Annotated in this window: 16 protein-coding genes; 3 read left to right on the top strand and 13 right to left on the bottom strand. The window is 44.8% G+C overall.

The annotated features are described in order from the left end of the window. Window positions 1-26 precede the first annotated feature (26 nt). Together dapB and IHE35_RS14340 are read left to right on the top strand one after the other, a co-directional pair. Window positions 27-848: a 4-hydroxy-tetrahydrodipicolinate reductase gene (gene dapB, locus IHE35_RS14345; RefSeq protein ID WP_242788272.1), complete on the top strand. Its 822-nt coding sequence runs from the start codon at window positions 27-29 to the stop codon at window positions 846-848. 67 nt (window positions 849-915) lie between these two features. Then, window positions 916-1,560, top strand: coding sequence for an START domain-containing protein (locus IHE35_RS14340; RefSeq protein WP_242788271.1), 645 nt, complete (start codon window positions 916-918; stop codon window positions 1,558-1,560). A 21-nt stretch (window positions 1,561-1,581) separates the two neighbouring features. Here IHE35_RS14340 and IHE35_RS14335 read toward each other — a convergent pair whose 3' ends face one another. Further along, the gene (locus tag IHE35_RS14335; protein ID WP_242788270.1) at window positions 1,582-1,980 is read right to left on the bottom strand and encodes a hypothetical protein; all 399 of its coding nucleotides are present in this window, start codon (window positions 1,978-1,980) and stop codon (window positions 1,582-1,584) included. A gap of 90 nt (window positions 1,981-2,070) precedes the next feature. Between IHE35_RS14335 and IHE35_RS14330 the strand changes: the two genes are divergently transcribed. Further along, window positions 2,071-3,513: a PLP-dependent aminotransferase family protein gene (locus IHE35_RS14330; RefSeq protein WP_242788268.1), complete on the top strand. Its 1,443-nt coding sequence runs from the start codon at window positions 2,071-2,073 to the stop codon at window positions 3,511-3,513. On the opposite strand, the gene IHE35_RS14325 is transcribed toward IHE35_RS14330, so the two are convergent. From IHE35_RS14325 to IHE35_RS14270, 12 genes are all read right to left on the bottom strand, one after another. Continuing rightward, window positions 3,510-4,532 carry an NAD(P)-dependent alcohol dehydrogenase gene (locus IHE35_RS14325; RefSeq protein ID WP_242788266.1) on the bottom strand — a complete coding sequence of 341 codons (1,023 nt, stop codon included), beginning with the start codon at window positions 4,530-4,532 and terminating at the stop codon, window positions 3,510-3,512. The two genes, IHE35_RS14330 and IHE35_RS14325, sit on opposite strands and share 4 nt — an antisense overlap. Window positions 4,533-4,536: 4 nt before the next feature. After that, a complete protein-coding gene (locus IHE35_RS14320; protein WP_242788264.1) occupies window positions 4,537-5,118 on the bottom strand; it encodes a DNA-3-methyladenine glycosylase I in 582 nt (193 codons plus the stop codon). Window positions 5,119-5,134: 16 nt separating this feature from the next. Continuing rightward, the gene (locus IHE35_RS14315; RefSeq protein ID WP_242788262.1) at window positions 5,135-5,380 is read right to left on the bottom strand and encodes a hypothetical protein; all 246 of its coding nucleotides are present in this window, start codon (window positions 5,378-5,380) and stop codon (window positions 5,135-5,137) included. A gap of 15 nt (window positions 5,381-5,395) precedes the next feature. Further along, window positions 5,396-5,899 carry a M23 family metallopeptidase gene (locus IHE35_RS14310; protein WP_242790029.1) on the bottom strand — a complete coding sequence of 168 codons (504 nt, stop codon included), beginning with the start codon at window positions 5,897-5,899 and terminating at the stop codon, window positions 5,396-5,398. Window positions 5,900-6,009: 110 nt separating this feature from the next. Continuing rightward, window positions 6,010-7,038, bottom strand: a complete 1,029-nt coding sequence (gene mutY, locus IHE35_RS14305) for an A/G-specific adenine glycosylase (protein ID WP_242788260.1) — start codon at window positions 7,036-7,038, stop codon at window positions 6,010-6,012. Between the two features lie 158 nt (window positions 7,039-7,196). After that, window positions 7,197-7,634: an HIT domain-containing protein gene (locus tag IHE35_RS14300; RefSeq protein ID WP_275975182.1), complete on the bottom strand. Its 438-nt coding sequence runs from the start codon at window positions 7,632-7,634 to the stop codon at window positions 7,197-7,199. Window positions 7,635-7,637: 3 nt separating this feature from the next. After that, window positions 7,638-8,372 carry a dienelactone hydrolase family protein gene (locus tag IHE35_RS14295; protein ID WP_242788258.1) on the bottom strand — a complete coding sequence of 245 codons (735 nt, stop codon included), beginning with the start codon at window positions 8,370-8,372 and terminating at the stop codon, window positions 7,638-7,640. A gap of 141 nt (window positions 8,373-8,513) precedes the next feature. Then, on the bottom strand, window positions 8,514-9,203 hold the full coding sequence (locus tag IHE35_RS14290; RefSeq protein WP_008307019.1) for an FKBP-type peptidyl-prolyl cis-trans isomerase: 690 nt from the start codon (window positions 9,201-9,203) through the stop codon (window positions 8,514-8,516). Window positions 9,204-9,252: 49 nt separating this feature from the next. Next, on the bottom strand, window positions 9,253-9,957 hold the full coding sequence (locus IHE35_RS14285) for an FKBP-type peptidyl-prolyl cis-trans isomerase (RefSeq protein WP_242788257.1): 705 nt from the start codon (window positions 9,955-9,957) through the stop codon (window positions 9,253-9,255). Window positions 9,958-10,127: 170 nt separating this feature from the next. Next, window positions 10,128-12,320, bottom strand: a complete 2,193-nt coding sequence (locus IHE35_RS14280; protein WP_242788256.1) for a polysaccharide biosynthesis tyrosine autokinase — start codon at window positions 12,318-12,320, stop codon at window positions 10,128-10,130. 21 nt (window positions 12,321-12,341) lie between these two features. Then, window positions 12,342-12,770 carry a low molecular weight protein-tyrosine-phosphatase gene (locus tag IHE35_RS14275; RefSeq protein ID WP_242788255.1) on the bottom strand — a complete coding sequence of 143 codons (429 nt, stop codon included), beginning with the start codon at window positions 12,768-12,770 and terminating at the stop codon, window positions 12,342-12,344. After that, the gene (locus tag IHE35_RS14270) at window positions 12,770-13,873 is read right to left on the bottom strand and encodes a polysaccharide biosynthesis/export family protein (RefSeq protein ID WP_242788254.1); all 1,104 of its coding nucleotides are present in this window, start codon (window positions 13,871-13,873) and stop codon (window positions 12,770-12,772) included. Before IHE35_RS14270 ends, IHE35_RS14275 begins: the two co-directional genes overlap by 1 nt. Window positions 13,874-14,144: the final 271 nt, after the last annotated feature.

Raw genomic sequence — 14,144 nt, 5'->3', positions numbered from 1 at the left:
TTTCGAATCAATATCAGGACTACGTTATGTCAGCGACACCACGCATTGGAATTTTAGGGGCAGGCGGCCGTATGGGACGCATCCTTATTCAGGCAGTGAAAGAAGCCGGCTATCAATTGGGCGCAGCAGTTGAACGCCCTGAAAGCACACTTTTAGGTGCAGATGCCGGTGAACTCGCAGGCATTGGAGCAAATGGTGTCAAGGTTGTTGGCAGTTTAGAAGAGGTCGTGAAGGATTGTGATGTCGTGATCGACTTCACCGCACCAGCTGCGACCGTGAATCACCTTAAAATTTGTCGTGACCATGGTGTTGCGATTGTGATTGGCACGACAGGCCTAAACGATGAACAAAAAGCCTATGTTGATGAGTCTGCAACAGAAACACCTGTAGTCTATGCAGCAAACTACTCAGTGGGTGTGAACGTATCGATCAAGCTCCTTGAACTTGCTTCTAAAGTCTTCGGCGATACAGTAGATATTGAGGTCATTGAAGCACATCACCGCCATAAAGTTGATGCACCATCGGGTACAGCATTAATGTGGGGCGAAGCCATTGCGGATGCGCTAGGCCGCGATTTAAAACAAGATGCTGTTTATCATCGTGAAGGGCATACAGGTCCACGTGAACGTCAAAGCATTGGTTTCCAAACGATTCGCGGTGGTGACATCGTGGGTGAACATACTGCAATGTTTATTGCAGATGGTGAACGTGTTGAAATTACCCATAAAGCGACTAACCGGATGAACTTTGCTTCTGGTGCCGTTCGTGCTGCTGCCTGGGTGGTCGGTCGTGATGCGCGCAAATATGATATGAAAGACGTACTTGGTTTTAACGATATTTCAGTATAAATATTGCTCAAAATCATTTATAAATAATAATTAAAACCTAAAACAAAAATTAGAAGACGACAACGGAATGAAAAAAGTCATATTCATGTGCTGTGCTGTGGCGCTTGCAGCCACAGCACAGTCCACGCCGGTAGATAACGCACGGCTGAGCATTAATAAAAACAACATTAAAGTGTGGACCTTTCAAGATGCGAAAAATCCGGTCTTTTTGTATAAAGCAGAAACGACCTATGATGTCCCGATTGAACAAGCTGCATCTTTAATTTTAGATGTCGATAATGCCGTGAAATGGGTGCCGTATATGGGCAGCATTAAGGTCTTGTCGCGTGATGATCGTAAAGGTGACTTTACTTTATATATGGTGCTGGATTTTCCATTTCCGTTAAAAGACCGTGATTTGGTGGTGCAAGGGAAAATGAGCAAGGATGCCAAAGGAATAATCACCATTAAAAACAAGGCAGTGCAAAAAGGCTATCCTTTAAATCCCAATTATGTCCGTTTAACCCATTATGAAGGCGATTGGACATTTCAAAAATTAGCGCCCAATCAGGTTAAAGTGTCCACCTATGGTTATGCCGACCCTGAAGGCTCAATTCCGCTGACCTTTGTCAATATGTTCGTGCAGCAGCAGCCCTATCAGATGCTACAAAAAATGAAAAAACAGCTCAGCATACAAAAGCATTATTTGCCTTTACCTGAAGCCTTGAAGTAAACCTACGATGCTCTAGATGCCTTAGTCTTGTGCTAGGGCATAAGCCGTTAGGCGTTTCATATGAGATGCCGGTGGCAGATTCAAGGTCAAAATCATCTGGGTTTGTCCTGCGGTAGGGTCAATCAAGCTGACCGCGATTTGTTGTGCTTGCTGTGTACATAGAAAGCTTAATTTCTGTTGCTGAGGCATGAGTGCTTGTGTCGTGTTGGGCTGTGCAACATAGTGACGTTGAGCTGTGGTTTGGTTAGCCGCATTTTGGGTAATTTGATAATGCGCTAACTGTTGTGTGTTCAGGAAACCTTGGATTAGTGATTTACAGATCAAATGCCGTTGCTGATCCGCTGCTGACATGCTGTTTGGTTCACAACCCATCAAGGTTAGCATACTACCCAATAGTGTGATTTTGAAAAAATGATACATGAGCTCCCCTTCCGTAAATTCCTGTTATTGATATGGCATTCAGCATAGATGTGTTAAGTTGATGGGTACAGCTACAAGAAAATTTAAAAAATGGGTACAGTTTTAAAGTTTGGGTATCAACAGCTTGCCAATAGCATGATGGAAAAAATTCAGTCCGGCGAGCTGCAGCAGGGGCAACGCTTAAACTCACTTCGTCAATTTGCGCTGCAACATCAGGTCAGTTTAAATACCATAAAGAGTTGCTATGCGTTGCTTGAAGCGCAAGGATGGATTGAGGCAAAAGAAAAAGTGGGCTATTTTGTTAAAGCGCCTCAAAATGAAACCGCCTTAAGCTTACCCAAGCATCCTGACTTTTCTGCCTCTGCCAAGGAGGTATCGAATTTAGATTTACAAATTCAAATTCAACAAGCAGCAATCAACAGCCAATTGATTCAGCTTGGTTCAATTCAACTGTCTCCAAGTTTAATTCCGGTACAGGCACTGCGTCGTTCAGTGCAACGTGCGTTAAAACATGCCAAACCGGAAGATTTTTTATATAGCGACCGGCAAGGTCATTTGAGTCTCAGGCAAGCACTTTCAGCGCATTGGTCGGAAGATGGTTTTTTTATTGCACCGTCGCAAATTTATATCAGTAATGGCTGTATGCCAGCGTTGTCGGTACTGTTACAAAACCTGACAGACATCAATGATGCTGTCATTGTGCCAACGCCCAACTACAACGGTCAGTTGCAGTTATTAGCCTTATTAAAGCGAAAAATCATTGAGATTCCTGCAAATACAGCAGGTTTTGATCTTGCCCGTTTGGAACAGGCTATGCAGCAGCCGAATGCGAAAGTATGTTTGTTGACGGCAAATTATCAAAATCCACTTGGTTTTTGTTTAAGTCATGCCGAAAAAGAGCAGATCGCAAAACTCGCTGAAAAATATCAATGCACCATTATTGAAGATGATATTTACGCAGAATGTACCTATGCAGAGCAGCGTCCTTTACCCATTCAATATTGGGATCGTGCCGGCTATGTGGTGTACTGTGGCTCAGTGTCTAAATCCTTGTCATCGGCCTATCGTGTGGGGTGGTTTTGTTTACCGGAACGCTTACAGCATTTACATGCCAAAATCATGCTACAAAATGTCATTGTGAATACCCCATTGCAATTGGGCTTGGCCGATTTAATCCATAGTCGTGAGTATCGAAAGCATTTAAACCAATTAAAACCCATATTAAAACAACAAGTTCAAGCCTATCGGCAATATATTCATAAGGCATTTTCAGGGATCCCGATAGGCATCAGTCAACCTGCGGGTGGTTATGTGCTTTGGCTACAGTTTCCTGAAGAAATTGATAGTATCGAGATATATGATTTTGCTCAGCGCCAAGGCATTAATATTGTGCCGGGTTTGGTCTTTGGTGAAGATGCCCGTTATAACAATTGTGTACGCTTCAATGCAGGGCATGAATTATCCGAGGAGATCTGCCAGGCGATTCAGTGCTTGGCAGATTGGGTGAAACAAAAATTGAGCGAGAAGCCTTAAAAATCTGCTTTGAGCACAATCCGGTATCGTGCCTTGCCAGAATGCAGGCGTTCAATCGCTGCATTGATATCTGACATTGGAAATAATTCAATTTGTGGTGCAATATTTTTACGCGCAGCAAACTTCAGTAACTGACGTAAAGCTGCTGGAGAACCTGTCGGTGAACCAGTCACGGATTTGGCACCGCCAATTAATGAGCCAGCTGAGATCTGCATCGGCTCCAGAGGTAAGCCCAGCATATGCACGGTGCCATTCGGCGCCAGGGTCGCCAGATAAGCCTGCCAGTCTAAAGTGACATTCACGGTACTGAGCAGCAAATCGAATTTACCACGAAGCTTTTTAATCGCTGCCGGATCGCGGCTATTTACCACATGATCCGCGCCCATGGCTTTGAGTTCATCGGTTTTATCCAGGTTGGAGGTAAAAGCAGTGATCTCACAGCCCCAGGCTTTGAGCAGTTTAATGGCGATATGACCTAAACCACCAATACCGATGACCCCGACATGGTGAATGGCCTGAATCTGATGTTTTAGAATCGGATCAAATACGGTAATCCCGCCGCAGAGCAGGGGGCCGGCACTGGTCGGATCCAGATCTTCAGGAAGAGGAATTGCCCACTGCCAGCCAGCACGGACTTTATCGGCAAAACCGCCAGCATGACCAACAATCGTCGCCACCTGACCACCGGTACACATGACCTGTTGACCTGAAATACACGGGTCACAATGCTGGCAACTTTCTGCTGTCCAGCCAATGCCGACACGCTGACCGACCTTTAAACCTTTGGCTTCAGAGCCCAGTTGTGTAATTGTCCCGATAATTTCATGGCCGGCTACAACAGGATAGACCGAAGATCCCCAATCATTATTGAGTACTGAAATATCGGAATGGCACAGGCCGCAATATTCAACTTTGACTTCGACCTGATGTGGCTGAAGCTCACCTGCATCGAATTGATAAGGTTCCAGGGCTGCACCTGCAGCCATCGCGGCATAGGCATGAATGGTATTATTGGACATAGATTCAGCTCTTATTTGAATGGGAGGATCTTGTTTTAAAGTGACAGTGGTTTTCATGATCATCCACCATGCCGACTGCCTGCATAAAGGCATAACAGATCGTTGGACCAACAAATCTGAAACCGGCTTTTTTTAAGGCTTTGGACATCTGCTGGCTTTCAATGGTCTGTGCCGGAGCCTGACGATAATCTGCCACATCATTATTTAAACGCGGCTGTTGGGCAAAAGACCACAGCCACTCGACCACATCATGACCTTGAGATTTCAGCTGTTGCCAGGCGCGGGCATTATCCCGAATGGCTGTCAGTTTACCGATATGCCGGATCAGACTCGCATCTTGCAGTTTTGCTGTGAGTTGCTCATCTGTAAAAGCAGCAATGGTTGCAATAGAATATTGAAAGAAATGTTCACGGTAAGCTTCACGCTTTTTCAGGACCGTGATCCAGGCCAATCCTGCTTGCTGTCCTTCCAGACACAGCATTTCAAACAGACACGGTTCATCCAGAACAACCTGACCCCATTCCTGGTCATGATATGCAATATAAAGAGAATTATCGGAGCACCAGCCACAGCGTTGAATGGTCATGTGATGCTCCTTATTTTTAGAGTTTAAACATGGTCCATTGATCTTGCTGGTTATCCCAGTAAGACAGCTCTGCCTGCTCCAGATCACTAAACTGGATCCAGGCATCTTTGCCGTTCTTATCGGCATAACCGGTACTGATCAGAAGCGCATCTTCGGTGATTTCCATAATCCAGCCCTGATAAGTCTGGTCATTGAGCACGATTTTTTGTTGATTGCCTGACTCAGCAAATTCTACCAGACGGTTGATCAACGCTTCTGACATGTACATTTCCTAAAATTAACGTAAATATGGATAGGGATTTACTGCACCACGGCCTTTACCCTGCAGATAAAGCCCATAATGCAGGTGAGGCGCAGTATGCCGTGCATTGCCGCTATTGCCAACATAGCCAATTACCTGACCTTTTTTGACATAGTCCCCGACACTCAAGCCGCGCTTATGCCCGTCGAGATGCGCATAATAATGCCAGGTTCCACCCGGGCCGAGTATCCAGATCACTTTACCACCCAAATTGTTATTGCGTAAGTCTGCAATCAGGCCTTCAGTTGCACTCAGGACTTTGGTTCCACGTGGAGCCATAATGTCGATACCTTCGTGCAGGCGGCCACTGCTACGGGAAGCGCCCCAGGTATCTTTGAGCTGGCGTGTCTTGATGTTATCTACCGGAATCGGCAGCCGGGACGGCATTGATGTATTCCTCAGTTGCTGTACCAGAATCGGATTTAGTATTGCAGAACCCGGCTGTTTGGGAGTAGAGCTACACGCTGCCAATAGCAGCATTAAAACAGAAATAATGGCAAAACGAATATTATGCTGCAAAGCGTCCTTCCTTGTGCGCCTGTATCAAGTTCAAAAATTATGAAGTTAAAAATCTCGTATTTCTAAATATGTCACAGTTGAGTTGCAGAGATCAATTTTTTCATTGCTGTGGGGATGCCTGCCTGAACTGCCGCGGTTGGCTCCAGCCAGATGCCATTCAGTTCAATGGCTAAATGTTCTTGCAGATCAGCATCAATGGCAAATACCAGGCCTTCCAGCTGCCAGGTAAAATGGGTAAAACTATGCGAAATTTCGACTTTTTGTATGAAATGTTTTAAGCCTAGGCTCTGTTTTAATACATCCAGTTCATGTACTTCTTCAATAATTGGCAGACACCACAGACCACCCCAAAGTCCAGTATTGGGACGTTGCTGCCACAGCCATTGATCACCACATTGTAAGATCAGCACCTGGGCAGATTTCACTGGTACTGGTTTTTTGGCTTTCTTAAAAGGCAATTCATTTTCTAAGCCTTGTTGATGTGCCTGGCAATGCTGTTGCATCGGGCAATATAGGCACAGCGGTTTCTTGGGCGTACAAACTGTGGCTCCCAGATCCATAATCGCCTGGGTATAGTCATGATTGCGCTCGTTAGGACACAACTCTTCAGCCAGCTGCCACATGGCACGTTCATGAATGGGTTTGGACAGATCATCTTCAATGGCAAAGAAACGTGACAAAACCCGTTTGACATTACCATCCATAATCACGCCGTATTCACGTAGCCCTAAAGACATCAATGCACCAGCCGTCGAGCGGCCAATACCTGGCAGTGCAATCCATTCTTCCAGGGTTTCAGGAAAATGACCTTGTGAAGCGACAATTCCCGCTGCTTTATGCAGATTACGTGCCCGGGCATAATAGCCGAGTCCAGCCCAGTAAGGTGCAACCTCATCCCAAGTCGTGGTTCCCAAGTCCTGAACCGTAGGGAAACGTGCAATAAAACGGTCAAAGTACTGTAATACCGTTTTGACCTGGGTCTGTTGCAGCATGATTTCAGATACCCAGACTTTGTATGGGTCATCCGCCACTTGCCACGGCAAGTCATGCCGGCCATGAACATCAAACCATTCTAAAAGTGCATCTGAAAATACAAACATGAATACTGGACAGGGCTGGGAAACAGGAAGGCATTATAGCTGATTCAGCTGAAGGAATCGGTGAAAAGTGTATCAAGGTAAATAGGGAAATCAGGCAATAAAAAAGTGAATGATCCGAAGTTCATTCACTCTGGTAAAACGTCATCTAAAAACTTGTTTTAGTCTTCAATTCCCCAACGGGCATCCAGTTTCAGTACTTTGCCTTCATAACGTGGAATGAGGTGAATATGCAGGTGTTCAGACTTTTCTTTGAATACCTCACCATCATTAAAACCTACATGGAAGCCAGATGGCTGATAACGTAAATTCAGTTCATTACGTGCCTGTTCCAGCAAAGACATCAGGCTTTTACGTTCTTTATCGGTAATTTCAAAAAAGGAAGCCACATGACGCAGTGGCACGATCACACTATGTCCTTGGGACAATGAATTCGGTTCAGGCAACACCACACCAAAGTCATTTTTGGTAATGACATCATATTCGTCATAGTTGCAGTATGGACAGTTGTTCTCAGCCATTTCATTCTCCTTATTTCTTCTTAAACAATCATTTCTTGCACTATTCCGCTCCCCCTCAGAGTGGCATAGCGCAAATATTCTTTATGCCAGGCGACGTGCCAACAGGGCATACATTGCCTCAAGGCTTTGTTGTTCTGCTTCAGCATTGTAACCAAGGTCTACACCATTGGCTTTGGCCCGTTCATTGGCAAGCGGGTTGCTAAAGCCATGTTTGGCATCTTTGAAAATGATCACCTCGTGCTGCACATGGGCTGCCTGCATTTCCTTACGGAAACTTTCAACATCATCCAGTGAAACCATGCTGTCCTGTTCACCGTGCAGGACGAGAATCTCAGCCTGAACTTGGCCTTCCTGAGCGGGGGCTTTGGGTGAAAGATTGGCATGGAAAGTTGCTACGGCCTGTAATGGGGCATTAGAACGTGCCAGATCAAGTGCGACTTTACCGCCATAACAGAAACCGATTGCTGCCAGTTTATCTGCATCAACTTCATCTTGTGTGGCGAGGGTAGTCAGGGCAGCAGTAGCACGGTTCACAATCGTATCAGGATCTTCAAAAGTCTGCATCATCCATTCATAGGCTTGATCCGATGCCGTGGTGACTTTTTTATCGCCATACATATCAATCGCCAGGGCAGCATAGCCGTGTTCAGCCAGTTCACGGGCACGCTGTTCGGTATAGTCATTACGGCCCCACCATTCAGGTGCCACAATCACACCTGGAACAGGCGTATCGGATTCGGGTGCCGCAAAATAACCAATGAGCTGGCTGCCATCCTGCGCCGTATATTGAATCTCGCGTGTCTTTATTGCTGCCATGGGAGTTCCTCTATTGTTGTTAAGTATTTGGATGAAAGCATAAACATAGCAAAAGCCGAACCAATGTCACAGGATTACAGCAGATTAATTTGTTCTTTTTAGTCAAAAAAAAGGAGATATGCCCGGATATCTCCTTTTTGATTATTTCATGACTTCAATCAGTTCAATATCGAAGATCAAAGTGCTATTTGGTTCAATCACATCACCGGAACCAATTTGTCCATAAGCAAGTTCTGCGGGGATAAAGAAACGGTATTTGGCGCCAGGTTTCATCAGTTGCAGACCTTCGGTCCAGCCCATAATCACCTGACTGGTCTTGAATACAACCGGCTGATTACGTGCAATGGAACTGTCAAACACAGTACCGTCAATCAGGCGGCCTTCATAATGTACTTTGACATTACTGTTCGCATTTGGAGATTTTCCTTTGCCATCTTGCAGGATCTGGTATTGAAGTCCTGATTTAGTCGTTTTAATCTCTGGTTTTTTGGCATTTTCAGCCAGGAATTCACGGCCAATTTTGGCATTTTCTTCAGCTGTTTTCTTGAGCTCAATTAATTCGCGAGCATCCGCCTGACGCTTGTATTGCATCAGTACCTTTGCCATTTCTTCTTCAGTCAAGCTGGCTTTTTGTCCTGCCGCTGCGGCCTTCAACCCAGCACTAAATGCATCCAGATTGATGCCTTTCAATGAATCGGCATTATTGCGACCCATAAGATAGCCAAAGCTGTAACCCACCTGTTCTGCTTCTGTACTTTTGGTGGTGATATCCTTGGCATATAAGCTACCGGAACATAACAGCAGGGCAGCAAGACTAATTTGTATTTTCATTCTAGTTTCTCAAAAACAAGGGAGAGCATCTTGCTCTCCCTAAACCGTATTATTTTACTTCGATGAGTTCAACATCAAAAATTAAGGTACTGTTCGGTGGGATTGTACCTGGAACACCTTGCTGACCATAACCTAACTGAGATGGGATATATAAGGTTGCTTTGCCGCCTTCTTTCATCAGCTGTAAACCTTCAGTCCAGCCTGGAATGACCTGATTCAGTGGGAATTCGATTGGTTCACCACGTTCTACTGAACTGTCAAATACCGTACCGTCAACCAGCTTGCCGGTATAATGAACTTTGACCATAGAGTTTGCAGCAGGTGATTTTCCTGTACCTTCTTTGGTTACCAGGTATTGCAGACCTGAAGCAGTGGTCTTGACGCCAGGCTTTTTCCCATTTTCAGTCAGGAAAGAATCACTTGAAGCTTGGGCCTTTTTAGCATCATCAAGCTGCTTTTGCTGCATATCCTTCTGGAACTGCTCATAAGCTGCCTGTAGTTCTTCTTCATTATAGGCTGCCTCATTACGGGCATGGCCATCACGAACACCGGTAATGAAGCTGTTGATATCTAGCTCTGGTGGAGTTTGATGTGCGACTTCATAACCGAGAGCATAGCTGATTTTAGAAACTGCAGATGCATCTTTAGATGCCTTAGAAGTTTGATTTACCGGATTTTGAGTTGCATAGTAAACAGGAACGAGCGCAGCACCGCCTAGAAGAACAGCGACAGCAATCGGTAAGGCCTTACTCATGTATTATTCCAATATGATGTTATCGTTAATGTTCGTTCCATCTTAGCAGAAATTTTTAAGAAATCTTGAACCACCTGTGCAAATTTCAACGGGTTTTTGCTGTGCTTTGGTAGAGCTTGGAATTTGATAAAACCAGCCATAAAAAAGCCGGCAATTGCCGGCGTTGAATCTTAGTCCTGATCTTTTCTGGCTTTATAGTTGTAGTTATAGTTATAGCCGTAACCATAGCCATAACCACCGCTGCCACGTTCCACATCGTTCAAAATCACGCCATTAATTTTAACATTGGCTTGTTCGAAACGATTGACGGTAATTTCAAGTTCTTTAATTTGCGTTTTTCCATGACGTACCACCAGCAGGTTCACACCAGCAGATTGGGCAATGATCACACCATCTGTGACTGCCAGGGCAGGTGGTGTATCAATCAGGATATGATCAAACTGCGCAGATAACTCGTTCAAAAGTGCCTGGAACTTTTGTGAGCTTAATAGTTCTGATGGGTTTGATGGGTTTTTACCCCGTGAAATAAAGTACAGGCCCTCATAATTATCTGCTTTGATGACCTGTTCCAATGTATGGGTACCAAGCAGAAGTTCAGACAGTCCCGGTGCCGTATCCTGATTAAAGTACTTGTGTAAATAGCCGCGACGCATATCGCCATCCATCACCAGGACTCTTTTACCGCCCTGTGCCAGAATGGCGCCCAGATTTGCTGTAATAAAAGATTTACCCACTTCCGGGGCCGGGCCAGAGATGGCAATAATATTATTTTTCGCTTCCGTCAGTGAGAAATGAATAGTCGTCCGAATGCTACGGATGCTTTCTACCGCAATATCGTCACTATCTTTAACTGCAAGAATAGGAATTGATTTTTTCTTTTTCAGCAGTTTGACCCGGCTTTCCTGAACTGCTGAGCGCGGTACTGTGGCATAAACAGGAATATCCAGTTCATTTTCAATCTGTGCTGCATCTTTAATACCACTGCGCATCATATTGCGTAACAGTGCGATTAAGGTACCGAGGAAACCACCGAGGAAAATTGACAAAATCAGAATCTGCAGTTTTTTCGGTGCAATTGGTTTAAGTGGTTCAACAGCGGTATCGACGATACGCACATTACCGATTTCACCGGCTTTGGCAATTCTTAACTGCTGATAAGAATTGAGCAGGGCCGTATACAGCTGCTGTTTCACCTCGACCTCGCGATACAGCTGTAAGTAGCGACGTTGTAAATCTGGTAACTGTTTTAAGGTTCCATTCAACTCGGCAATTCTGCTGTTGATCGCAGCCAGTTGAGCTTCCATCTGCTGCATGACCGGATGTTCGCTGGTGTACTTCGCTGAAGCCTCAGCAACAGACTGTTCCAGCTGGGCTTTTTGGGTTTCCAGTGCAACACTCTGAGTTAAATACAACTCGGATTCTTTGGTTACATCCACGGTATTTGACTGCTGACGGAACTGGTTAAATTCACGTTCTGCCACATCCAGCTGCTGACGCAGTTCAGGAAGCTGATCTTCTAGAAACTTGAGGGTTTGCGCTGTTTCTGCTGATCGACGTTCCACGTTCTGCTGACTGTACGCTTGCAGGATGGCATTCAGCACCTGGGTAATATGCGCCTTATCCTGACCTTCATAATTTAAGCCCAGAATCCCAGTCATTTTACCTTTTTCTGCGACCGAGTAATTGGCCAGTAAACGATCTGCTGCAGCCGGTAGAGACTGTTTGCTGATGAGATAACGGTCCTGGAACTGGTCCTGGCTAAAAATTGCTACTTTCCAGGTTCCATCAGCGCGAGTTGCCTGATTATTGCGGTTTAACAGGCCAGAAAAAACCACTTGGCCTGTTCTTGGATCGGTCAGACTAAACTGTTGTTCTTTAAATTGTAGTTCTAAAGTCTTGTCATAATAGGCCTGTGGAATATCAAACTGACGGATATCAAATGCCTGATCACCATCTCTGAATAAAACCGATCGGGTTGAATATTCAGTCCGATAATCATGCGGATTGAGCAGACGATCAAACAGGGAGTCTTCTGTTCCTGCAACTTGAATATCTAAATTTAAGCGATCAATTACGTCACCCAAGACCAGACGTGATTTCAGAATTTCGATTTCCGCCTGTGCTGGCTGTTTTTGCTCGATCATATTCGACAGATCGCCAAGCAAAGCTGCAGACGTACCTTTACTTTCTTCGACCTGAACCAGTGCATCCACACGATAGGTATCTGGTGTAACGCGTAAATACAGTAAAGCCGCCACAATACTTAAAATGACGCAAAGGGCAATGAGTTTCCATTGAGCAATCAATGAGAAAAAGAGTTCTTTTAAGTCAATGGTATCTTCAGTGTTGGTGGTTTGGCTCATAGTTTATTGTCATTCAATTATTTAAAGATGGGATATCCAGTCATTTACACACTGTTGAATCTGCTCAAAGGTGTGATCAAAAAAGAGTTGATCCTGCTGGTAGGGGTCAGCAATATTTTTTGATTGCCAGTGCCCCAGGCGAAAAGTTTTTCCTTTGGCAAAAGGCCAGCGCTGCTCTAAATGCTGTTGCTGGTTTTTACTCATAACCAGCACCAGATCAGCCTGCTTAATCATGTCCCCGGTCAGTTTTTTAGCCCGGTGAGCCTGCATGTCCAGTCCGATACCTTGCATACAGTGTTGGGCTTTCTCATCTGCCGAATAGCCGATCATCGCTGCAATACCGGCTGAATGGATCTGCCGTTCAGGGAGCGCCTGCTTGAGTAAATATTCAGCCATAGGACTGCGGCAAATATTACCGACACAGACCACCAGAATATGTTTAAACTGCATTATTGTCCCAGTCGATCCAGATTATACAAGGCATTCGAGAATGGAATCACCTGATTCATCACACGTTGCCAGCGCGCCAGACCTGAGGCATCGACATAGACAATATCATTGCTGCGCATTTTGAACTGATTGGCCAGGCCAAAGTCAGCAATGCTGGTGAGGTCCATTTGATAAACTTCAGTATGGGCAGCATTGGCTTGACTGCGCACGATATAAATCTTGCTACGACTGGCAGATAGTGGATTTAGTCCCAAGCTTTCACCTAATACATCACTTAAACTCATGCCTTGGTCCCGCATCGGCAGAGACTGGTTTTTGCCCGATTCACCCATCACATAAATTTTTTGATTTTCGCGATTGTTCACATATAAAGTGTCATTCGGCTGGATCAATAAATTATGCAGAGAAAGACCTGCTTTTTCTAATTCTACGGTATTGAGCTGGTAGGTACGTCCCTGACGGACTAAAGTCATGGATGTATTATCCCCCTGCTGTGCATTGACACCACCAGCCATACCCAAGGCGGTATACACACTTACAGGTTGATCGCTTAAATAAAACTGTCCGCCTTTCATGACATTGCCCTGAACCGAATAGCGCTGTCCCTGATAGGACAGAACCCGCACAATCACATCTGGGGTCTTTAAATAGCGTGACAGCTGGCTACGCAGTTCAGTATTAATCTGGGACAAGGATTTTCCCGCTACTTTATAGCGGCCAATTATTGGAAACTGGATATAACCCTGCTGGTCAATCTGGTAGCCGTTTGACTGGACTGAAAGATCACTATTAATCGTATTGGTCGGTGGAGTAATTTCCGGGTAAGCCCAAAGATAAATGGACAGGATATCTCCCGGACTCAGACTGTAGCTACGATGCGGGGTGCTAAACAAATGAGCATAGTCTTGTTGAATGTTTTGTGCAGCAGGTTGAACAGCCAGTATAGCGTCCTGGGTGAGTTTAATCACATTGACTGAAGTGCCAAGCTCGGTTTGATAGACACCCTCTGCTGGTAAATCATAGGTTTGCAGGCCAGAGGTAACTGCGCAACCGGTCACAGTAAGACCGCAAGTCAGTAAAAAAACCAGTTGAATTTGTCGCACATGAAATCCCGTTTTTAATATTTAAATCGTTAAATATGCGACATTCTACCTGAGAAGTCTGCACTTTTGATAACAAAATGTATCTGATTATAAGTGAATAATGAGCGAAATCAGCCAAGTTTACCTTAGCCTTATGACATTGTAGGGGAAAGTACCTTGAAATAAAATGAACAAAATATTTGATAAGTTTTTTTGTTTTTTGGTGCTAAATCATAACCTAAATTTCATGTTTTTCTGCTAGTATGCGCGCCGAATGAGTGAATCTTCATAA

The sequence above is a fragment of the Acinetobacter sp. ASP199 genome (assembly GCF_022700675.1).
Classification (GTDB): Bacteria; Pseudomonadota; Gammaproteobacteria; order Pseudomonadales; family Moraxellaceae; genus Acinetobacter.
The sequence above is the reverse complement of the archived record's forward strand: the minus strand, read 5'-3'. Positions and strand labels throughout refer to the sequence as shown.